Origin of the sequence: Citrobacter sp. CK198, assembly GCF_030333295.1 — a bacterium.
Classification (GTDB): Bacteria; Pseudomonadota; Gammaproteobacteria; order Enterobacterales; family Enterobacteriaceae; genus Citrobacter_B; species Citrobacter_B koseri.
This window is the reverse complement of record NZ_JAOWGE010000035.1, coordinates 298,228-321,951: the sequence shown is the minus strand read 5'-3', so window position 1 is coordinate 321,951 and position 23,724 is coordinate 298,228. Positions and strand designations below refer to the sequence as shown.

The window sequence follows — 23,724 nt, the reverse complement described above, 5'->3', positions numbered from 1 at the left end:
AATGAGCAGCACACTGTCTCTAGCAGAGAATGATCCAGAACGGTTGGCCGAGGTGTGCAAACCGGCTATCGATATTCAGCACTTGCTGGATCAAAGCTTGTCGCGTCTTACTCAATCTGTCATCCGAACGGAAAAATTAAAAAATACGTCAAAGCGCGTCGACGGTTTAATCATTGGCACTGGTGAGTCGGATTTTACCAAAGGCAACACCCACTATGACTTACATATCGATGATAAAATCTTCCAGCTGATCGATGTGCCAGGCATTGAAGGTAATGAGTCCCACTACGTACATTTGGTTAAAGAAGCCATTGCGCAAGCGCATCTGGTGGTTTACGTCAACGGTACCAATAAAAAACCCGAAACGACGACTGCCAAGAAGATCAAATCCTATCTGGAATATGGTACTCAGGTTTATCCGCTGATCAACGCGCGCGGTTATGCTGATGACTATGAGTTTGAGGAAGATCGTGAGGATCTTTGCCGTCAGAGCGGCGCTGATAATACGCTTCGCCAGACCGTTGATGTTCTGGTTCCGGTATTAGGGGCGGAGGTACTGCTGGAGGGGCATTGCGTGCAGGGAATGCTGGCATTTTCAGCGCTGGCGTATGACGACAGCACGCAAAGTACGACCATTCATCCCTCCCGGGAGCATAATCTGGCGGTATCGCAGCAGGAGTACTTTTCGGTGTTCCCAGACCCTCTGGAAATGCGGGCATTTAGCCAAATTGATGCCGTAGCCCGGACAATCAGAAATAAGGTTGCCACCTTCCGGGAGGATATTGTCGAAAGCAACAAAGGCAAAGTTCGTGAGATGCTGGGGCAATACTTACAGGTGCTGGAAACACAGTTAGCCGGACACCGTACCTTCCTGAAAGGTGCAGAGCCAGAGTTTGATAAGTGCCGTGCCGCGTTCCGGAATGCGATTGCTGAGTTTGAACGGCGTATTGTGAATAACCGTCGTAACCGCTGGAATACCTTTTTTAACGGGTTGAACGAGGCCAGTGACGCTATCGTCGAAGACGATTTCGGTGATAGTGACGCGATTTCGCAACGGATTCAGCGCGAGTTTAAAACGCGACGCACCGGCGTTGAAGCAGACATGCTGAAGGATACGGAACAGGCTGTGGAGGTATTGCAGCAGCAGATGCTGCATGCGGTGGAACGTCTGCTGGAAGATATCAAGCATGTGGAATTTCAACAACGGGTTGGTTTTACGCGTAGCGGCGGTCTCGATTTTGGCAAGGATATGGTGTTGGGGTACGACCTGGGGTTAGGCGATTTTGGCTCAATGGCCTTCAAAATTGGCAGCTATGCGATGACGGGCGGCACAATTGGTAGCGCATTCCCAATTGTTGGAACAGCGATTGGTGCTATTGCTGGTGCGCTGGTCGGCGTGGTGATGACGGTGATCGGCTTTTTTACCAGCAAAGCATCAAAAATTCGCAAAGCGCAGGGAAACGTTCGTGACAAGTTGGATGGCGCAAGGGAGAAGGCTCTGGACGGTGTTGCAGATGAAGCCAGCAAGCTGGTGGCGGCCATAAATAAGGAACTTGAGATTGGCCTACTGAAGAAAGTGAACGACATGCAGAGTGCCTTGCAGCAGCCAATTACCATTTTTGAAACCCAAATCACCCGAATCACTCGATTAAAAAATCAATTAGAGAAAATGCCTTATGGAACAATTCAAGCAGTTCAGTATTGAGAAACAGGCGGCCATTGATTCGCTGTTACAATTGCGCGGTATGTTAGAGGCGCTGGGTGAAATGGAAATAGATATTGGTGATGATCTACAAAAAATATCCTCCGCCATTACCGCCGTTGAATCTGATGTGCTGCGTATAGCGTTGCTTGGCGCGTTTTCAGACGGGAAAACGAGTGTTATCGCCGCCTGGTTGGGTAAGGTTATGGAGGATATGAATATCTCCATGGATGAGTCCTCCGATCGATTAAGCGTTTACAAACCGGAAGGACTGCCGGGTCAATGTGAAATTGTTGATACGCCGGGACTGTTTGGTGATAAAGAGCGCGAACTCGATGGTAAGCAGGTGATGTATGAAGATCTGACCAAACGCTATATTTCTGAAGCGCACCTGATTTTTTACGTGGTGGATGCCACTAACCCGCTCAAGGAGAGCCACAGCGACATCGTTAAATGGGTTTTACGTGACCTGAATAAACTTTCTTCAACCATCTTTGTGATTAACAAAATGGATGAAGTGGCTAACCTGACGAACCAGGTATTGTTTGAAGAGCAGGCGGCGATTAAAAAAGAGAATCTGAAAGGCAAATTACAGCGCGCCGCAAACCTCAACACGGCGGAATGCGAACGGTTGAAGATCGTCTGCATTGCCTCTAACCCAAATGGTCGTGGCCTGCCGTTCTGGTTCGGCAAACCTGAACATTACGAAAGCCGCTCGCGCATTAACGATCTCAAAAAAACTGCTGCTGAAATTCTGAAAGCCAATGTCCCCGAAGTGCTGTTGGCGAAAACCGGCATGGACGTGGTGAAGGATATTGTTAATCAACGCGTTACGCAGGCTCATTTACAGCTCAGTGAACTGAACGCTTTTGTTGAAAAAAACGAAGAGGATACGCGCCGCTTTTGTCACGATATTAAGCAGAGTCGTACCGAGGTTAAACGGCTGGCCGGTGAGCTATTTGAAGAGCTGAACCTGATGGAAAAACAGCTTATGAGCCAGCTGCGACCACTCAGCCTGGAAGATATCCGCCCGTTTATGGATGATGAGTTGGGATATACGGAAGAGGGAGTTGGCTTTAAACTTCACCTGCGCATTAAGATGTCTGTCGATCGATTTTTCGATCAGTCAACGATGGTCACGCAGCGCTTATCGGATGACATTACGCGTCAGCTGAACTCCAGCGAAAGCTTTTTAAGCGGCCTGAGTGAAGGTGCATTTCGTTCTCTGGGCGGAGCCTTTAAGGGCGTGTCAAAAATTAACCCTGCAACACTCAAAACAACCATTTTTGCTGCACGCGACACGATTGGCAAATTAACCGGCTATGTTTATAAATTTAAGCCCTGGCAGGCAACAAAACTGGCCGGAAGTATTACTAAATGGGCTGGCCCGGCGGGTGCTGCGTTTACGATAGGATCCGATCTATGGGATGCCTATAAAGCGCACGAGCGGGAGCGGGAGTTGGAAGAAGTGAAAGCCTCGTTAGCGAAAATCATTAAAGAGCCCTTTAAAGAAATCTATGATGTGCTGAGCTCAGATGAAAAAATGTTCGCTTTTTTTGCGCCACAGATTCAAAACCTGGAACAGGTGGTCACTGAGCTGACCGCGAAAAGCCAGGTTATCCGTGATAACCAGCAAAAACTGACGATTATCCAGTCAAAGCTTGCCCAGCTAACCTCACTCGCGTCGGAATCCCCGTCAGTTTGATGTGAAAGCCACTGTACCGCCCCAGGAATCGGGGGCGGTATCAGTAACATGGTACATACGCTAAGTAAATATTGGTTTCCTAAGAAACGTTTGTATTGGTCCAGGACTGGTGATTAACGAACTGTTGTTGATGTATTTAAATGAAAATAAAAGATAATAAATATAACCAAGGAAATAGGTATGGTATCTGCGCTAGGTTGGCTTGATCACGATTCAGACGCACGGACTAAAACGTTAAATATTCTTGCGCTCTTTCAACAAAAAGAGAGCCGTGATGAATTAGGTATTGGCTCGATCCGAGATAGTTTTGCTGAACAGTTGTTTCCAGGAACCAGCACCATCCAGACCCGTTTACGCTACATGCTTTTTATTTCATGGATCTACCAACACCTCGAGAATAAACGCATACCCGCCGCAAACTTTGGTACTCAGGCCGACCGTGACGAACGCGCCTTAATTATCACTCTCTCCCGGCTCGAAGAAGATTCGGCCGGTACATTTGGTAAAAACTCACGCGAGAAGCTTAAACGCCTGCCCAGCTCCGTTTACTGGTCCGGGCTGCGGCGCTGGGGTATTCGCGAGACTCTGTGGTCGCAGGAGGAATATCATCGGCGTGTGGATGAATTGTATCGTGCACGCACGGAAATCAGCGAGCGAGAATACTATGAAAAAAATCGGTGCGATATGGGCGACACAAGCGCGAATAAACCAGCCCAGAGCTGGCACTCCAGCCTGCCTGCGCCACCGTCCAACTTTCCTGATGAGGCAACATTCGCCCTAACACGGCAGGAAGCCAGTTTTCTTCGCGACCGTATTCAATCGTCATGCAAAGGCAGCCTGCTGGCATGGTTAACCCTGCATTGCGAACCAGCAGACGTAAGCGCACCGTGGGAACACCCGGATTACGCGAAATTCCCGGACGCTCTCCAGGAACTGCTGACCCACGCGCGGTTTTTTTCTTATACGATGCACGGCGCAGCATTGCTATATAACTATTTGCTTGCCAAAGAACGAGCAGATAACGACCTTCTGTCTCAACACCGTGACAATTTCGTCGCCTGGTTTGCCGAACCGGTTCGCGAGAAGATCGCTACCTGGCCACTCGACCGCATGTGGGAACTTACTGCCGGGCCTGGCTATAACATTAGCCTGAAAACTCGCCGCTTTGTGGAGCAGTGGATTGCACTGATCCGACAATCCTCTGGGACATTACTCACCAGTAAAGAAGCTTGTGCACTTATCCGTGCCCGCGAAATAGCCCTCAAAGGTCCGCGTTCGCGCTTTAAAAACAGACGTGCACTGGAGCAATGGAGTGGATATGCAGGAACCCTGCGGCTGGTCTATCGCTGGCATAACGTCCAGATAATACTTAACGATCTGGCGCACGGTCTCAGGAGAGAAGAATGCTAAACCCCAACAATCGCAGTTTATATACTTCGGCATTGACCTCTCCGCCCTGCATGGTGTTTGACGAAGCCATCGCAACCAGCTTTTCACTCGACCCGGTATTTTTATTACAGGCACCGGTCTATTTGGCTTTCACGGCAACCGACAGCAATCGCGCTCAGGATCCGCTATCCATTTTTGAAGCCATTCGTCGTTATTCCGAACGTATCACGGTGTACGTTCAAAAAGGTCGCATTCAAGTTCCCACAAAGCTCAAGCCTAATCCCTTGCTCGGTTTGCTTGAAGATATGATTGTTGAATCAAAAGCCAAAGGCCGCGGGGTCTTTCACCCCAAAATCTGGGCGATTCGTTTTATCAATCCTGAAACAGACGAAGTGATGTACCGGTTGGTAGTACTGAGCCGAAATTTAACCACCGATTCGTCCTGGGACCTCTCGTTGCAGTTGGACGGCTACCCTGTAAAACGTAAGCAAAGTGCCAATAAAGCACTGGTGCATTTATTCTCTGTATTGCCCAAACGGACGACGGGAAAAATGGCGAAACATCGCCGGAAGCAGGCGCAGCGCTTCGCAGATGAACTGTTGTATGTTGAATGGGAATGTCCCGCTGGTTTTGATAAGGTCGCGTTTTTCCTGCCCGGAGAAGGTTACGACTGGAAGCCACCCGAAGCGGATCGTGCGGTGGTTATATCACCGTTTTGCACCGATGAGGCCCTGCGCCACATCGTGGAACATTGCCAACAAGCTGATGCCCTGATTTCACGTCCTGACACCCTGCTCGCCTTGAGTAAAGAGACGCTCAACCTTTTCACGCACCAGCTTCATCTTGACGACGCAGCAGAAGGGCAGATGCACGACGAGAGCTCACCTGATGAAATCATTGCCTCCGGTCTGCATGCCAAAGCTTATCTGTTTGAAAATGGCCGAGACAGCGAACTGGTTCTGGGCTCAGCGAACGCCACCAGCGCGGCGCTACTGGGGAAAACAAACTGCGAAATTTTAGTCTCGCTCAAGGGTAAGAAAAAGCACACGGGCACTATTGATGACCTCATTGGCAGCGACGGGATGGGAAGCTATCTGCAAGATTTCGACCCTGCCCAGCTGTTTGAGCCCGATGCCCTGCGTATCGAAGCAGAATGCCATCTTGAACAGGCGCGTACGTTGCTTGCTGAAGCTGCATTGAGTCTTCATGGTCACCCCGGTCAAAACGACCAAAGCTGGGCATTGTGGCTTATTGGCGAGATTCCTAAGTTACCGGGAGTTGTTCAGGCAACAGCATGGCCAATAACGGTATCAGAAGTGTTGAGTTGCAATCTACAGGACCCGAATAAGGAGAATAAAAGAGAACTCGGAGAGTTTTCAGTCCAGGCAATTACCGGACTGACAGCGTTTTCCCTTAAAACATCGCACCCGGACGTATCGCTCAGGTTCGTTCTCAATCTGCCAATTGATGCCTTACCCCCCGATCGCAATGCAATAATTTTACAAAACTGCATGCAGAATCAGGATTTTCTACGTTACTTGTTGATGTTGATAGGTGAAACGGGGCATCAATCCTTCTTTGCCGAAAATACCTTCGGTGATGGTCATTTCTTTACAGGGCTAGCCAGTGGAGAGGAATTCAGCGTTCTGGAAGAGCTGACACGTATCTATAGCCGCGAACCCGAGCGTTTAAACGATATCGCCGCGCTGGTGGAAAATATGCGAAAAGGGAAGAACGACATGATTCCGCAAGATTTTCTTGCACTGTGGGCCGTGTTTGAATCAGCCATGGGAGGACGATATGGCCGATAAGCATCCCAGTATTATTGCCCCACTCACGGGCTTGAAAGATTTCCAGCAACGCACCGTAAATTATGTTTTCCAGCAATTTTACGGTGATAAATCGCAAAATCGCTTTCTGGTAGCCGATGAGGTGGGGCTGGGCAAAACAATGGTTGCCCGGGGCATCATCGCCAAAGTTATCGAACATTTGCAGGATAATGTCGATCGTATCGACATCATTTATATCTGCTCAAATGCGGCTATTGCGGCACAGAATATCAAACGCCTGAATGTCAGTAATGAGGCGCAATTTTCACACTCAACGCGCCTGACGTTTTTGCCAAAGCAGGTGCGGTCTCTGCGCCAAAACAGAATAAATTTTATCAGCCTGACACCAAACACTGCTCTCGATCACACCCGAAGCCGTGGAGGTCACAAAGAAGAACGCGCGATCTTATATCGCATTTTGTACGATTTACCGTTGGCAAAAGGCATGCGCCGTGAACGTTTACGCAAGGGAATGCTTAACCTGCTACAGGCAGCAGCAGGCTTTTCTGGCTGGCATTCCACGGTAGACCGGCTATCTGTTGATGACATTGACACGGAACTGGCAAAAGATTTTCGTCGCAAGGTTCTGGACGATACCGAACTGTACGCTCAACTCAAAGAAGGTTGTGAATGCTTTGCCGATGATGACGAGGACAGCGAAATTCACGATTCTGAACTGCGCTACACACTAATCGGAAAACTCAGAAGTAAACTGGCTTCGGTGTGTTTGTCAGCGCTGGAGCCCAATCTGGTTATCCTTGACGAATTTCAGCGGTTTAAAGCTTTACTTGATGGTGACGATGAAGCCGCACTGCTGGCAAAAGCACTCTTTGAACAGCCGGACGTACGCGTGCTATTACTCTCCGCGACTCCGTATAAAATGTTCACTCTCGATCAGGAAAGCGAAGGGGATAATCACTACGCGGACTTTATTCGCACATTGCAGTTTTTGTACAACGATAGCAGTCAAATCAAGGGTATTCAGCAGCACTTACTCGATCACCGTACTGCATTGCACGCTTTCACAAATGCCGCAGAAACGAAAAAAGCACTGGAACACGCTTTATTACAGGTCATGTGCCGTACCGAACGGGTAACGATGACGCAAAAGCTTGATGCGATGACTAAAGAAGTTGCACAACCGGCAATGATTACGCTCTCCGACCTTCATCACGTTGCCGCCGTTGATGCTATCGCAATGGAGGTACAAGCTCGCGATATCATCGAATACTGGAAATCAATGCCTTACCTTCTCAATTTTCTAAAGCATTACGAGCTACGTACTCTTATTGACAAAGTACTGGAATACCCTTCCGATACAGTGCGTAAACTCGTCAAATCAATAAAGCCGCAGTTACTGTCGAAGGCAAAATTAGAGCGCTACAAACCCCTTGATGCTGCAAATCCCCGCATGCGAATGCTGTTTGAGGACACGCTGGATAAAGACATGTGGCAACTTTTATGGATGCCACCTTCTCTGCCTTACATTACGCCTGGTGGGGTCTATGCCAACAAAGGCAGCTTGACTAAAACGCTGGTATTTTCCGCCTGGAATGCGGTACCTAATGCGATTGCCACTGTTTGTTCTTATGAGGCAGAACGACGGATGATTGGTACTGATCCCCAGATTCTACATAGTCAGTTCAAAAAGAAAGTAAAACCGCTGCTCAATTTTGCAAAATCATCAAAAGATGGTCGTCTCTCCGGGATGCCTGTTATTGCCTGGATGTTGCCATCACCGACACTCGCCCGCCATATTGATCCGCTTGAAATTGCTCTCCAGCATGCCAGCGAGCCGTTGAGTGTAAAGGCCGTAAGGGCGATTGCAACGGCTAAATGTGAAGCACTGCTTGAAACTCTGGATAATGGTGAGCCGGGTACGCGTGTGGACGAGCGCTGGTATTGGGCAGCACCGGCATTACTGGATGCTCGTACCGAAACGCCAGACTGGTGGCAGGGCGAACATTACTGGTACATAGGGTCAACGAAAAATGAGAGTGCCGAAAACTTTCAGGAACATATCGACCTTTTTATCCAAATGGCAAATGGCGAGATCTCCCTCGGCCCACGCCCTGATGACCTGGCTGAAGTGCTCTGTGACTTAGCTCTTGCTAGCCCTGGTACGTGCGCCCTACGGGCGCTCAATCGCATCGACAATGGCCTGGCAACCGATTCAGCAGAGATGTTATCCGGGGCAGCACAGATCGCTTCTGGATTTCGCTCACTCTACAACCTGGCGGAGAGCATTTCGCTACTACGCGGCACTGGCGATGACACTTACTGGCGGCTAACGCTGCGCTATGGCATCGATGGCAATATACAGGCCATGCTGGATGAGTATGTTCATACACTGTTAGAGTCGATGGGATTACAACATGAATCCGCTGAAGCGCAGTTAGCGGCTATTGCATCACGCATTCAGGCCGTGGTTTCGCTGCGTACCACGCAACTGAATATTGATGAGTTCAAAACGAAAGGGGGCAATTATTCCTGGGGCGATTTGCACACACGATGTCGCTTTGCTTTACGCTACGGCCAGCAGAGGGACGACACAAATCAAGCCGTCGCACATGCGGAGTCGGTGAAAGATGCGTTTAACTCTCCCTTCCACCCCTTTATATTGGCCTCCACCTCAATCGGGCAAGAAGGACTCGATTTTCATACCTGGTGCCACGCGGTGATGCACTGGAATCTACCGTCAAACCCGGTCGATATGGAGCAACGTGAAGGGCGGGTGCATCGTTATAAGGGCCATGCAGTAAGGAAGAACATTGCTGAGCATTATGGTTTGCGTGCACTTCATTCGTTGGCAGAAAGCTCAGATCCATGGACACAGCTCTTCGCACTTGCGGCAAGTCACCGTAAAGCAGGACAATCGGAGCTGGTTCCCTACTGGATTTTTGAAGAGGGGACATCTTGCGTTGAGCGCCGGATTCCTATATTGCCGTACAGCAAAGAGAGCATTAAGTTTAAGCGGCTTAAACGAGAACTAGCACTCTATCGTATTGTCTTCGGCCAGCCGCGCCAGGAAGATTTATTGTTTGGCCTGAAACAAAGTGGTAATGAGTCTTTAACTGATTTGTCGGAGTGGCTTATTTCTCTTGAACCGCCAAAGATATAATGCTCCTTAGTGTGAGGAGCTTTATCCTGTTATACGATGGTGTGAGTTTGCTAACTAAATGTAGATAAAATTAAACGAAAATCATAGCAGTACCTACTGTTACCACATGATGAAATTGAGTTAATTTGCTCAATTTGTGGAAAAACAAGGATCTCTGATATAGTAGTGTACTGATTTTTGTCCCGTAACCGAAATCACGTGTGGTGTGGAGAGCTAATGAGGCAATTTAGGGTTAGGATAGGAATTGTCGATGAGTGATAATCACGCAACTTTGTGATCTTCCACGCAGTATTCAATTTTATGTCCCATTCTGGGGGCAAATCCCCAAAACAGATTCTCACAACCCATTAATTTTCAATAAATTAAATGAAAAGGCGAGTCCGGCCTTCGCACCAATAGTACTTCCCAGACCATCCGAGAAAGTCCAGTTATCCCTTTAAAATCAACGCCTGCAGCGATTTTTACGTCCTGAGTTGTCCGAGGTTGTCCGTTGAAATCCGTATGTCATTGGGGGCATCTTAACTTAGATTAGAAATGTGCCCCAAATGAAGCTCAACGCCAGACAGGTCGAGACCGCAAAGCCAAAAGACAAAACCTACAAAATGGCCGATGGTGGCGGTTTGTATCTCGAGGTTTCGGCCAAGGGATCTAAATACTGGCGCATGAAATACCGGCGCCCCTCCGATAAGAAAGAGGAGCGCCTCGCTTTTGGTGTTTGGCCTAATGTGACTGTTGCTCAGGCACGAGCAAAGCGTGATGAAGCTAAAAAACTGCTAGTGCAGGGCATTGACCCTAAAGCCGAACAGAAAGAAGCTCAGGCCGAGAATTCGGGGGCATATACTTTCGAAACCATTGCTCGTGAATGGCATGAAAGTAACAAGTGCTGGAGCGAAGACCATCGATCGCGGGTTCTTCGCTATCTTGAGCTATATATCTTCCCTCATATCGGTTCGTCCGACATTCGCCAGCTCAAATCCAGCCAGTGACATGGCCGGTGCGTTATCGACTACCAAACACGACACTATCCAGCTTTGCCCTCTAGCCGCTTCCCTGAGTTTCTTGCTCGTCTTGCTGCATATCGCGGGCGGGTAATGACTCGGATCGCGGTCGAGCTTTCCTTACTAATTTTTGTGCGTTCCAGTGAGTTACGTTTCGCGCGTTGGGATGAATTCGACTTCGATAAATCTCTTTGGCGAGTACCTGCAAAACGAGAAGAAATCAAAGGAGTGCGTTACTCATATCGTGGTATGAAAATGAAAGAGGAGCATATTGTTCCGCTTAGTCAGCGGGCGATGATTTTGTTAGACCAGTTAAAGCAGATTCGTGGTGATAAAGATCTGCTTTTTCCTGGTGATCATGACGCAACTAAGGTTATGAGTGAAAACACAGTAAACAGCGCATTGCGCGCGATGGGATATGACACGAAAACTGAGGTTTGTGGACATGGATTTAGGACTATGGCTCGTGGAGCGTTGGGAGAGTCTGGATTATGGAGCGAGGATGCGATTGAACGTCAGTTGAGCCATTCTGAGCGTAATAATGTTCGTGCAGCATATATTCACACTTCAGAGCATTTAGATGAGCGTAAATTAATGATTCAATGGTGGGCTGATTATTTAGAAGCAAATGAAAATTATGCTATTACTCCATATTATTTCGCAAAAAACAATAATGATTAGTTGGCTCTTAACAGAGCCAACCATATGCCAATTAATGAATTTTAGCGCAAATTTCTTCGAATGGTCCGCGTGAGGTTATTCATCCATCGATCATTTGGCCTATTTTTCAATTCAGACTCCAGCCATTTCATGCTTAACTCTAAATAACCTTTCTTTCTGGAGATATCAGGGTATTTCAACTTGAATTTGATTGATTGTTCGGCAAATATCCTTGCGTGATAAATTTTCCTATAGTCATCATTATAACAACGTTGTAGTATTTCCATACTTTCTTCCAGAGTTGATAACACCTCTGGAGAGTTAGGTTTATCATAATTTGCATTGAACAATATTACTGCATAGGTATTTCTGATTGTTGGGTTGTTGTTGCCAGTTATTGATTTGGCTTCGTCAATCCATATGAAAGCTAACTCATATTTTTTCTTGTGGGCTAAGTATAATGCCCCTTGTTGTTTTAATGAGTGTGTCCTATCACGAGTGAAAGCTTCCTCATAGAATTTTAACCCTCGCTCCCAATCAGGGAACGCACGCCCCATCAATTTGGCGTCATAGGCGTAGCGTTTAAAAATATCATATCGGCTTATTCTGGTTGGTGAAACTTCTTGATGGAAAGTCTCTAACATTTTTGCCATGTCTTTATGATAAGTTTTCTTCATTACTATCTCTGAAACGGTCCTGGAGCGCGGAACAAAATAGGCTTGGTTATCTACGCTTAACTGTCCTTCATATGGGTATAAGAATGTATCCATACTTGATAGCATTCGGAATGATTTTAATGCATCGTAATTATAACTTCTAAGATATGCAGCAGCAATATCAACTGAGATTGGTATGCGGCAACTATACAAATAACACGCTAACAATAACAAGTCATGCTCTGGTGCAGCCGTTTTTTTAAATTCTTTTAATGCTTCTACAAATCTATCTGCCAATGCGTTGTCTTTAATTACATGTGTCATAACCTCAAGGAAGCTTGGCTCAATATTTATATCACCATCGCTATGAGAAAATGAGTCATTCTGTTTGTTAATGCCTTGAGGAATGCTATCTATAACCGATTGTATATCGAAATCATTTAGGCCAGACACATCTAATATATTAAACTGCTGAGGTGTGAATCGATATGAAACAGTGTCGTAAATGAAATCTCTTTCAGCGGCTATTATTTTAATGTTGGGTAGATGGATTAGCGTTTGTATTGCTTCAGAAGAATCCACAGCATTATCTATAAATATATAAACTTTCTCATTGGAAATCTTTATCTCTCTATAAAGCAGTCGCGCTTTTTCTGGCGTTATCTCATTGATATATAAAACCGAGCCAAGTTCTTTGGCTTCAACAGATAATTGCTTTAGTAAAGTTGATTTGCCGGTTAAAGGTGCTCCGATAATTAATACATGCTTAGATTTGAATGACTCGTTTTTTGTTTTTTGCAAATGGTTTGTTTTATGAATTTTATTTGTAAAGATATCATACCATATTGGCTCTGCCCCTAAGAAAAACTCAGTGAGAGAACGTACAGGAACAGAGGAAAGTGTTGGTATTTTATATTCTTCGAACTTATTTTCAATAGTATTCTTCTGGGGGATTGATTTATCATCGCTTTTAAGTTTAGAGAAATACTTGAGTAACTCTATAGTTTCTCCAATTATTATTTGAAAACCTAACGAAGAGTAGTACTCTCTGGCTTCTTCATCATCTTCTCTCAATACGATCCAAGCATCAGCTCTTTGCCTACCCTTATTAGAAGAGTTTGATAAAGCTTGTAATACGCCTGCATCTTGGACTCTGTAGCCCCAATACAACGTTGGTGATGTTTGAATTTTATTTACGTAGGTGAACCACCTATCTTTATCTCTCTCAAAGCTAGAAGAAATTTCTAAAGGTGAAAAAGCAAACTCTGAGCCAGGATATGCCACACACCCATGTAGCCCTATATAATCAATGGCTTCACCGTTGCTTATCGCAGGGCCTCTAAGTTGAATGTCATTTATATAATATCTGCTGCTGTCTTTGAATATTTTGAAAATTAGATCATCAATATTGGTTGTAAAAATAGATTTTATTTTAATGTTTTCAATTGATTTGTAAAGTTCATCAAATTCTGTAACCGTAAAGCGGTTAATGAAAAAGTCTTTAAGTTCTTTTTTTGATGAGCTGCTTAATATCTGACAGAGTTGAGGGAGATCTAGAGTTGATGGCTTTTTCCTTTTGAAATGATCAAGTAATTCATCCTTTAAATCATTTCCGACTGGGAGTTTTCCATCTTTTGAGCTTGCTTCTACTGAAAAACCAGCACCAAGAAATAAATTGATGCCACTTTTTAGGCTGTGTTCAAGCAAAGGTTGGTTATCAATTTTCATAGTTTTTCCATTTATGTTCACATGTTTATGTTGCTCCCTCTGAATTATGCTCATAAACAGATGTGATGCAATATCATTTATTGCATCTATCCCAATTACTTTGATGTATGCAACAAATCATAACAGCATGATTAGTGGAGATTTATGCATTTCAGTTAAGTTAGCACTGGATGTAACGTCGTACTGCTACAAACTTTATGAAGTCAACCTAATTCAATTATGCTAAAAAATTTAACCATATTGGCGCGCAATGCTCTCCCCTGCCACGTCTGCTCGCTCGATGTGTCTCTTTGCATGGGCGGCCTCAGGCAGCGCCAGAGCTGGCGCTGGCGGGAGAGGCAGGGACGTGAAAACGTATGCAAAACCATGCACCTAATGCATGGCTTAATTCCGGAAAAAGGGCAGGATTTACGGGGATTTTTTGAAGGGCTACTGCGCGGCCAGTTCAGCGCGTTTTCGGACGTAATTCTGGTTTTGCGCAGGCGTGAATTTTTCACGATTATCATCCCGTGAAGCCGCGTCAGGCCTGAATCTGATGGCTGTTAAAATGTCATTATCCTGTGCGGAATAATTTATTTTTTCACCAGCGGCCAGCCACACCGACAGCGCTTCACGCAGGTAATCCATCGAATGCTGCATCACGCAGTGTTTTACAGCGTGATGCTGGTTGTTATAGCCCATCAACTCAGGTGCAAGAGCGGCGGTCAGCTCCGCGCCGTGCGTCTGCATAAAATCATTCAGTCGGTTACGGATGCGCTGCACGTCCTCATGGGAGCGAATATAGCGACCAGCAGCCTGATTAATTTCCCATTTTTTTACGTCGATAATATCGCACAGCGTTTGCAGGCTTCGGGAGCGGTTATTCTCACCTGAGCTGTTAATAATATTGATTTTCATATTCCGTCGGTGGCATCTGATCACTCGAACCATACCGCCGCTTACTATTATAAAACATTCCGATGTAATCAAAAATATCGCTGCGGGCTTCTTCCCGCGTCCCGTAGATCTTTTTCTTTATCCGTTCACGCTTCAGTAGCTGGAAAAAACTTTCTGCAACTGCGTTATCGTGACAGTTACCGCGGCGGCTCATACTGCCCTCCAGTCCGTGTGATTTCAGGAACGATTGCCACTCATGGCTTGTGTACTGACTACCTTGATCAGAATGAACCAGCACCTGTTTTTGGGGATTACGTCGCCATACGGCCATCAGAAGCGCATTCAGGACAATATCTTTTGTCATCCGGGGTTGCATTGACCAGCCGATAACTTTGCGCGAGAACAGGTCAACAACCACGGCCAGATACAGCCAGTCTTCGTGGATTCGGATTACGTTATGTCCGTTACCCAACGTTCATCCGGAGCTTCCGGATTGAATTGCCACTGGAGCCTGTTGGGTGTCACGATACTGGTCCCCCTTTACGCGCTCGTGGGCTTCGGTACCCGACCTGAGCCTTTATCCCGGCACGCTTCATCAGCCGCCAGACCCGGTTAATCCCACACTGTTGCCCGCTATCTCGCAGGTCTAGATGGATCTTGCGATAGCCATAAACGCAACCGGACTCCAGCCAGAACTGTTTGATTTGTCCTGTCAGCCTCAGATCCGCCTGATGCCGGAGTGAATGTGGAGGCGTAAAACCCACTCGGATGAGCGTCCAGCACCCGACAGAGCAGACGAATAGGCCAGCAACAGGTGTTGTCACGGATAAAGGCGTACCTCGGTCGGACAGCTTTGCGAAGTACGCCGCGGCTTTTTTAATATGTCACGTTCGTCAGTAACCCGCTTCAGTTCCTTCTGGAGTCGGCGGATCTCGGCCTGAGCATCTGACTGTTTTTTGTTATTGGAAGAGTCTGGCCCGTACTTCTTTATCTAGGCGTAAAGGCTGTTAGTGGTGATATCGAGACGTGTTGCAACGCTGGAAATAGAATGGCCACGATCAATAACCTGTTTGACTGCTTCAATTTTAAACTCTTCAGGATAACGCTCACTGCTCATGTGCACCTCTCTTTAAGCCATCTTAAATGACTCTGAAATGTCTGTTAAACCCGTGGCGATTCACTCGCCAGCATGGCGGTACTTATGAATAGGCTCACCTGTTTGGGCGTGCACAGCTAGAACTGGGTAGACAAAGGGGCCGTGGCTGCTGGCGTCAGTAGCTTGTGCATATTCATCATCTGTTTTAGGCAGATTGTTTTCAGGGCATAAATAAAAAATCATTGGTGCACGAATACTGAATTCAGATGGTTCAAGTATGTAGTCCCGCTTAATTACCTCTTGTTGCGCTTTGTTTAGTGTTGGATTGGCGATAAAACGCACGGGGATCACGACCTCCCACGCGGTATCTTTGCGCGGAGGGGGGGGGGCAGGAACAATCAGTTCCGGCGAGTCCAGAAATCGCGCCAAAACAAAGTCCTTAAACGCCGAACTACCCCAATCATAGGCTCGCACATGCTGGCGCCCATTAACGGTGATAATTACCGTAGGGCTTAGTGTACGGGATATGCCTTCCGGGTTTTCCATTGACGCATAAGTCACTTTTACTTGTCCCTTCTGTTCGATTGCTGACAAAAAAATTGCCAGCGTGCGGCTATGCACTGCGCGATGGATGAGCGGAATTTCCTGCGCGTGGGCCGCTTGCGGGGGGGGAAATTCTACCGTTGCACGCCAGACCAGATCGTTGTCTCCCAGTAAAACAGGCGAAAATGTCGTACTGGGGAAATACCCTTTTCGGCCGGCCCCCTTCTCAATAGCATTGCCTGGAGCTACCTCCATATAGGTTCTTACATCAGTACGAGCTTGTTGCGCCGAGACGCCAAACTCTTCAGCAATCATGCGTGAAGTGACTTTTCGTTCCCACAGTAGCTGGCGCTCAATATAGCGCAAGCGCAACCATTGTGCGTGGCTGAGGGGGGATTTGTGTTTCTCAAGAAACATTGAGTAATACATATCAGTTTTATTCTTATTTGCAGGTTAATCAGTTGCGGTTTGATATACGGATTAATTATAGAAGGCGAATGGCATCAAAACAAATAACATTGCCACCAAAGAAAATTAAGCAAAGTTTCTTTGCTTAATTGGATGGGGCGTACTATAGTGGCTTCCGTCTCAGAGGGAGAATGTTATGTCGCTAGGGTTTTTGGAGCAGGCTCGTAATGAATCAATGGCACGTCGCGAGCTGTCTATTCAATCTCACGCCTTGCTGGTCGTGCGGACGCTGGATTCAATATATAGAGCCCTTCAGCGCAATCCGTTCGATGGTGTTGAGCTTGATGCGCTGGCGGCAATCATGTATCTCTTTGACGCCATGCTTTATTATGCTGACCGCGAGCGCCAGCCAGGAATGACGCGTAAAGAAGCGGAGTTATGTCTGGTTGGGCACCTCAATGAAGCCTATCCGGGACAAGAAGAATCCGACTACGCACAAGTGGCCAGCAAGATTTTTGCGGCGATCAAAGATCCTTTCCGCCTCCGTTATTATGATTTCTCGCAACGAACGCATTCCGAAGAGCAGATAGTCCGTCTGGTACGCCACGACCAGCTATCCGGCTCAGATGATATTCTCTGGTCGCTGACCGATGAAGGAATGCTGTTCTATACCCTCCGTTTGGATGAAACGCCGATAGAACGCGCTGCGATTCTGGCCTGGCGCACGCTTAAAACTATCCGTCGCGGTGAGATCGACAAGGCAGTTCACCAAATCCAGTCAACACAGCGGCAACTGGAGCAATATCTGATTGGGATGCGGATGAAAGTGCGTGCCGCCCAGTCTGGTGATTTGAGTGCATCTTATGCACACGATATTCGTCCGGTACTCAATGATTCCTTTGATAAAACACGAGAGGTTTTGGAACATATCCAGAACTCAATGTCGGCCATCACCGAAATGCTGGTTGAAGGAAGTTTGAAATTAAATCCCGACAAATTAAATAAGCTACGTAAGGCACAGGAGATTTTTGCTGAGGTCTGCGCCTTTACGCAGCGCTATCAAGACTGCTTACTGGATGTGAATAAAGATTTTGAGCGAGCTCGTCTGAAACTCATTATTCCCAGAGATAATACCCTTTTCCGGGAAACGCTAGAAAAAGGTGTACTCAAACCCTTGTTATCCCATTCCCCTGAAACTGTCGATAAGGAAATCGATAGTCTCATTGCACGCCTGTTGGCTCCCCGAAGTCAGGATGACGATCGGCATACATTGTTTGACCTTGAGGCACTGCTGAATCTCTATCTCGATAAATTTGAACAAGCACTTCCACATGAGATACAGGATCCCACCGATCAGCCAGTAGCTATTGAAACCAACCTGAGACTGAGAGGTATCCCTGAATCTGTGATTAAGAAATGCAGTGATTGGGTAAGTAACCAATTGAAGAATTGGGGCCATGTGAGCTTTAGAGATGTTTTCGACGCCTATGAGTGCGATGAATTATCGGAACAAGAACAACAGGTTTGTTTACTCCATATCGGCAGTCTGGCGGCTAACAGCGATCCCACAATAGAAGTAGAGATAGGTGACGATGCTATCGAAACATCGCTCTGGCGGGCTAACAATATCAAACTGTTAACGGCCACTCCCGTACACCCCTTTGAGGAGTCGTTATGTACAACAACACGCATCAACAAGCGAAACGCTACGCCGAAATTGCCACACAGGCAATTATGAATTCGCTGGGATATAAAATGGGGGATGAGCCGGTTCAGTGCGCGCTTGATCTGCAAGGTGATGTCCTGTTTGCTGAGATTATCCGTGGTGTTGCAGCAGGAATGAAGCTGCGTTATCTCGGGATTAGTGAGACATACGGAGTATTACTGGCTGCAGATGGCCGAGGCCCGTTTGCTCCATCCTTGGGTTGGCTGAACAAACGCTTATTACTTGAAACAGCGATTGAACAACAGGGTAAGGAACGGAAAGAACAGCGCCTGTTTGCAGGGTTGACTCTGATTGCGTTGCTGGCTGATTTGTTTCCAACTCCAGACACAGTTCGTGTCGAGTTCGGTCAGAGTCGTGCCATTAATGCCACCTCGGTGGTCGCCCGGCTCAATGATGTTGCCGACCAGGTGATTGCCCAGCGCAAGGCCGAGAGTGACGACACCGTAGATGGTCTACTTATGGCTGCCAGGTTTGTGCAGGAAGAACGCATTCCCCGTATTCACAACGACAAGGTAGGGCGTGTCTCAAGTATTCGCTCACAAACAGAAATGGTTATGCGCTGGATACAAGTGTTGCAAGAGGAAGGCTTTCTGGCCGAAGACAGCAGTCTGTCGGGAGAGTCCGACTGGTATCCGACCCACAAACTCAGACATTATCTGCGCCATACTGGCATCGAAGAGACGGTGCGTTTTGTCATGAGCATCAGTTCAGCCACTGAAGAGCGATCCTCCGACTTAGTTGAAAGCGATATCGCAGCATTAGCGGATACCCTGGAGTTTCTTCCGATCGATGAACGTCCAGTTATAACTGGAACCACAGAAACGCAACGTTTGACGGAGATTTAAGCATGTGGCTGATTAAACGGGTTTATATGGATGGCGCAGGCCATGAAGAAGCTTTCTACAAGGACCTCACACTGGACTATATTGGCCTGTCTCAAGCGGTCGGTAGCCCTGTTGTTGAAGGCCTGCGCTCGCCCGTCAGGAATGCGAAGGTGGTGACCAGTACTTATCAGCAGCTTGTGAATGGGGGCGGTAAGTCCACCTACATCGCGCTGTTGTTATCGATTTTTGAGCCGTCCGTTAGTGACTTCACCCAATATCTGGCAAATCATCGCCAGAGTGAATACCACTACCGCAATTACTTCTATAAAGAACTCTCTGTTGTTTTGGTTGAGATGGTCAATGAATCAGGACAAACGTTATTACTGGGACATGCTCATCAGCGTAATGGAGATGATGTTGACCGCACACTGTTTATTTGTGATGCGCCCGACTCCCTGATGGGCGCGCCGTTTGATGAAATCCCTTCTTATTCCCGCGCGGAACGCAATTCTGAGCTACGTCCCTATGCCAATAGCCTGCGCAGTTTTGATAGCTGGCTTAATCTCAAGGCTGGTAGTGAAGGTGGCATGCATTGGCGTAAAACCACCAGACAGAACGAGTGGCGAGCATTTTTGCTGGAACAGCAAATTAACGTTGATCTTATCAAAACAATGGTGACCTTCAACTCCGAAGAAGGTGGCCTGACCCGTTTTATCGAACACAAAACTGAACATGATTTCCTTGGTGCGTTCTTCGCCTGCACCATGTCTAAAGATGCGGCTGAGCGGCTGCGGGAACTGGTAGCGCATGAAGTTGAACGTCAGGGAGAGTTAGAGGGGATCCGTCGTAACGAGTCCTTCCTGAAGGATGTGCTGGCTAACTGGCTGGCGTTTCTTGATCCGGCTAAACAGCTGGAAAGCACCTTGGCGCAGCAGCAACTGCTGGATGATGGCTTCCGAGAAGCAATGCGCGATCTCGCAGCCTTTGTCGGGGATGCTCAGGTTGAACAGACGCAGCTTGAAGATAACATGGATAGTTTGCAAACGCATATTGGCCAGGCGATGTCTCTGCGTGAGCAGTTAGGTAAGCGCAGAGCACTGCTTGAATATGATCTTGTGCAGCATCAGTTCGACAAACAAAAAGCGATAGTCGATGCGCTTCAAGACGAAGCCGATACCAATCAGCTCCAGATTGAGATTACTCACGCTGCTATAGACTACAAAGCCTATGCTAAGGCCCTGAATGAGTACCGCCAGGCAGATGAAGATCTGAAGGTATTCCAAAGTGAAACGGAAAGACCGCTACAGGTGATTTTCGAGCGTACTGCTGGCGAGGCCTTGGGTACATTAGAGTGGGCAATCGACAGGCATCGCCAGCAGGAGGCTACGCTTGAGGAAGAATTAGGGCAGATGGATAGGGAAAGTAATACCCTTAAACAATCATACGACGAACTACAAAAGATGCTGGGTGGCCTGGAGGCGGATCGTGAGAGATATAAAAGAGACAAACGGCAGGGCGAATCGCAACGGAATGAATTATGTGAAGCTGGGTTGATCCAGAAGGATGAAACACCAGTAGCAGCCCAATACCGACTGGAATTAACCTTACGCGATGCAAAGCAGAGTGAAGAACTGGCTAATACAATTCATCATCAGAAAGAGCAGGCGCTGGAAGCACAGCTGAATGTTGTGCGGGAGGCATCAATTGAGAAAAGTGAGGCCCAGCAAAAACTCATTCTGGCTGAACAAAAACACCAGTCAGCTGTGGATAGTGCCTTAGTTTTAGCAAAAACCTATCAAAAACTGCCAACGTCAATGCAACATGACCTAGATATTGAAGACACGAGTTGGCACAGCGAGCTGTGTGGATTGCAGCTCGACAAGGTATTGAATGCAAACTATCAAACGCTGAATGGAATGAAAGAGCGTTTACTGCAAGCCCGGCACGAACTGGACGAGTTAAGGAAGACGGGACATGAACTGGTCGCTAAGCAGGTCAATCAGGCACTTGAAGCGTTTTATGCGGCGGGCATTGCACGGGATAAGCTCTGGACATTTCCACACTATTTGGCCTCTGTTTACAACGATGATGCACAAAAGATTGCAGCGGTGATCGATCAAAACCCTGGCCGCTACCTGAGCTTGGTCGCACTCGACAATGTAACGTTTGAACAGGTCCATAAAATTAGTGAGATCCTGCTCTGGAAGAAGGCACCTATTGCTATTTACCTGCTGCATGAAGCACAAGATCTCCGCCGAGAAACGTCTGAATTAGTACAGGTCGTCCTCTCAAACCCCGATAAGCACGGATATAGCCAGGCCGCTTACGAAGCCAGGCTGCAAGACCTGGAGAATATTGTAGCGTCGCAGGAGGTCAGTGTGAAGGCTGCGGAGAGCGCCCTTAATGTACTGAAATCTTTCAGGAGTGACTGGCGTTTGCATTACGAACAGTATGGTAAGTATTGGGCGGGACTGCTTGACCAACGGGAGCAGGCTCTCTTAATACTGGAAAATGCTGATGCAGCACTTAAGCAAGCTGAGCATGATGAGCAAAAACTGCGTGACGAGAAGAGAGATGTCCAGGTGCGGTTAAACAACGCCCAGCAGCAGAAAATTCAGGCAGAAAAAGCACATGATAAACTGAGTCTTTTTGTAGAAACAGAATGGGCGAAGCGTGAAACGGCGATAATGAAACTGGAGCAGTTAGCTGCACAGATTCAACGAAGCAAGGACACTCTTTGCACCCAGAGAGAGAGACAGGAACGGCTGAGCGAGATCAAGGAGAACAAGCGCTCCGAGAAAACCCTTTTAAATATCCAGATGGGCAACTGGAGTAATCTGTGTAACGAGCCGTTCTATTCAGAGATTACGGCGACTGAAGGTATGGAAGGACGAAGCCCCAAAGATGCCCATGAGATGGCTGCTCAGGCGCACAAAAAACTGCTCGAAGCAGCCAACGGTGATCAAGTGACCGCTCTCAAGCAACAACTAAAAGATGCTGAACAGGCACAACGTTACGCCTCTGAGCGTTTGATAGCTCAACCCACTTACAATACATATCCGGATGAGGTAAAAGCGGCGGCTATCAATGAGCTAACGGTAATTAATAACCGCATCGTACGCCTCAACGAACAGCAGAAGCAATTCACGCAAAATCTAATTAACTCTCAGGTAACTCTGCAAAATTGTTCCCAAAGCTGTGAGGAGGCTAGTAAAGCACTTGACGAAGATTTTGTCTGGGAAGAGAAACCCACCGGGATAGAAGCGATCCATACGTCTCTGGACGAAATCGTCAACAACCTCCATCAAACTGAATACCAGCTAAAACTTCAGTGTGAACAAAAAAAGCTGCAGCTGCAAAAGATGGCAAATGTGAAAGAACGGCTTCAGAATGCTAAAACAGCTCAAGCGATGATCCAGCCCATTACGCCGACCTCAGCAGCGGGTCTACCAGGCAGAATTCAGAGCATTACTGAATATGCTGACGATCTGGCAACACAATGCCAAAAGTATGCCGGTCTAAATGAAGCGCTAAAACAGCAAAATATAAACGTCTCTACGGTTTGGGGACAATTCCGTAAAAGGATCGAAGAAGAGTCCGCTAAGGAGCCAGACGCTCGAGCCAGTCAGGAATATTTACGGCAGTTGGACTCAATCGTAACTTATCATGAAGTGCTGGGCGATTTGGACAGGGTCGGTACAGGGATCACTCAGGTATTTGAAGCTGTGCAGGATAGCCTGGAACAATTCCAGCGTTCGATTGATCTGACTGTCACCCATCTGACTGCTCATCTGGAAGGGGCGATTAAACTTCTCAAGCGCGCGATGTCGGTAAAAATTCCTGAGGATTGCCCCGTACTGCCTGGTCGGCCCATTATCAAAATGACCGACCGACTGAATGATGTTGCCGCTGATCTCAGGGGTTTTGCCAGCAGCCGCTTGCAGCAGTGGATAACTAGGGGACAGATACCCCGAGCGCCCAACCGGGACGCCTTGACAGCTGATTTGGTCCAGTCGGTATTTGGCGAAGGGGAACTGGAGGTGCGTTTGCTGAAGACGAATGCCAGCCGTCCACAATGGACTCCTGTCACCCGACTCGAAGGTTCGGGTGGACAGCGCCTTACCTCTGCCTTTTTACTGTTTGTGACGGTTGGTAAAGTACGAGAGTACGATACGGGTATTTCAAGTGCAGGATTCTTGTTAGCCGATAACCCGCTGGGTAAATCGAATGCCGATGATCTAATGCGAATTCAAACCCAAATGGCCAAAGCCTATAAAATCCAGCTCATCTACCTGACTGGTATTTCGGATGAAAACGCCCAATCGATGTTTGATAACCATCTCTTCCTGAACAAAGTTCAAAAACTGAGGCGGCGGGATTTGGTAACCGTTGATAAAGAACGCCATGCCCTGTGGGCGGCTTCTCTGGTTGCTAAGTCACAAAACTTAAGGTAGAGATGGGAT

General features: G+C 47.3%; 10 protein-coding genes and 3 pseudogenes. 9 read left to right on the top strand and 4 right to left on the bottom strand.

Annotated elements, in window-relative coordinates; translation table 11 throughout:
• The first annotated feature begins 1 nt into the window (after position 1).
• The 6 genes and pseudogenes from OGY62_RS19375 (at position 2) to OGY62_RS19350 (ending at position 11,425) form a co-directional block, all read left to right on the top strand.
• Positions 2–1,705 (top strand): DUF1269 domain-containing protein, encoded by a 1,704-nt coding sequence (locus OGY62_RS19375; protein WP_286460424.1) that lies wholly within the window; start codon positions 2–4, stop codon positions 1,703–1,705.
• Positions 1,677–3,407: a LeoA/HP0731 family dynamin-like GTPase gene (locus OGY62_RS19370; RefSeq protein WP_286460423.1), complete on the top strand. Its 1,731-nt coding sequence runs from the start codon at positions 1,677–1,679 to the stop codon at positions 3,405–3,407. Before OGY62_RS19375 ends, OGY62_RS19370 begins: the two co-directional genes overlap by 29 nt.
• A gap of 180 nt (positions 3,408–3,587) precedes the next feature.
• Complete coding sequence (locus OGY62_RS19365; protein WP_286460422.1) at positions 3,588–4,817, top strand: DUF6361 family protein; 1,230 nt, start codon at positions 3,588–3,590, stop codon at positions 4,815–4,817.
• On the top strand, positions 4,811–6,607 hold the full coding sequence (locus OGY62_RS19360) for a phospholipase D family protein (RefSeq protein ID WP_286460421.1): 1,797 nt from the start codon (positions 4,811–4,813) through the stop codon (positions 6,605–6,607). Before OGY62_RS19365 ends, OGY62_RS19360 begins: the two co-directional genes overlap by 7 nt.
• Entirely contained in the window at positions 6,597–9,746 is a 3,150-nt protein-coding gene (locus OGY62_RS19355) for a helicase-related protein (protein ID WP_286460420.1), read from the top strand. Before OGY62_RS19360 ends, OGY62_RS19355 begins: the two co-directional genes overlap by 11 nt.
• Positions 9,747–10,291: 545 nt before the next feature.
• Positions 10,292–11,425: pseudogene (locus OGY62_RS19350) on the top strand (tyrosine-type recombinase/integrase).
• 41 nt (positions 11,426–11,466) lie between these two features.
• Here the strand turns inward: OGY62_RS19350 and OGY62_RS19345 are convergent.
• The 4 genes and pseudogenes from OGY62_RS19345 to OGY62_RS19330 form a co-directional block, all read right to left on the bottom strand.
• Positions 11,467–13,788: a P-loop NTPase gene (locus OGY62_RS19345; RefSeq protein WP_286460419.1), complete on the bottom strand. Its 2,322-nt coding sequence runs from the start codon at positions 13,786–13,788 to the stop codon at positions 11,467–11,469.
• Positions 13,789–14,217: 429 nt separating this feature from the next.
• A pseudogene (locus tag OGY62_RS19340) lies at positions 14,218–14,634 on the bottom strand (phage polarity suppression protein); the annotation flags it as partial.
• 31 nt (positions 14,635–14,665) lie between these two features.
• Positions 14,666–15,781 (bottom strand): annotated as a pseudogene (locus OGY62_RS19335) (IS3 family transposase).
• 60 nt (positions 15,782–15,841) lie between these two features.
• A complete protein-coding gene (locus tag OGY62_RS19330; protein ID WP_198447317.1) occupies positions 15,842–16,732 on the bottom strand; it encodes a BrxR family helix-turn-helix transcriptional regulator in 891 nt (296 codons plus the stop codon).
• 175 nt (positions 16,733–16,907) lie between these two features.
• Here OGY62_RS19330 and OGY62_RS19325 point away from each other — a divergent pair, with 175 nt between their 5' ends.
• Genes OGY62_RS19325 through OGY62_RS19315 form a run of 3 tightly spaced genes read left to right on the top strand, consistent with a single transcriptional unit; the run spans position 16,908 to position 23,715 of the window.
• A complete protein-coding gene (locus OGY62_RS19325) occupies positions 16,908–18,449 on the top strand; it encodes a hypothetical protein (RefSeq protein ID WP_286460417.1) in 1,542 nt (513 codons plus the stop codon).
• Entirely contained in the window at positions 18,386–19,282 is an 897-nt protein-coding gene (locus tag OGY62_RS19320; protein WP_286460416.1) for a hypothetical protein, read from the top strand. Before OGY62_RS19325 ends, OGY62_RS19320 begins: the two co-directional genes overlap by 64 nt.
• A 2-nt stretch (positions 19,283–19,284) precedes the next feature.
• Positions 19,285–23,715 carry a coiled-coil domain-containing protein gene (locus OGY62_RS19315; RefSeq protein ID WP_286460415.1) on the top strand — a complete coding sequence of 1,477 codons (4,431 nt, stop codon included), beginning with the start codon at positions 19,285–19,287 and terminating at the stop codon, positions 23,713–23,715.
• Positions 23,716–23,724: the final 9 nt, after the last annotated feature.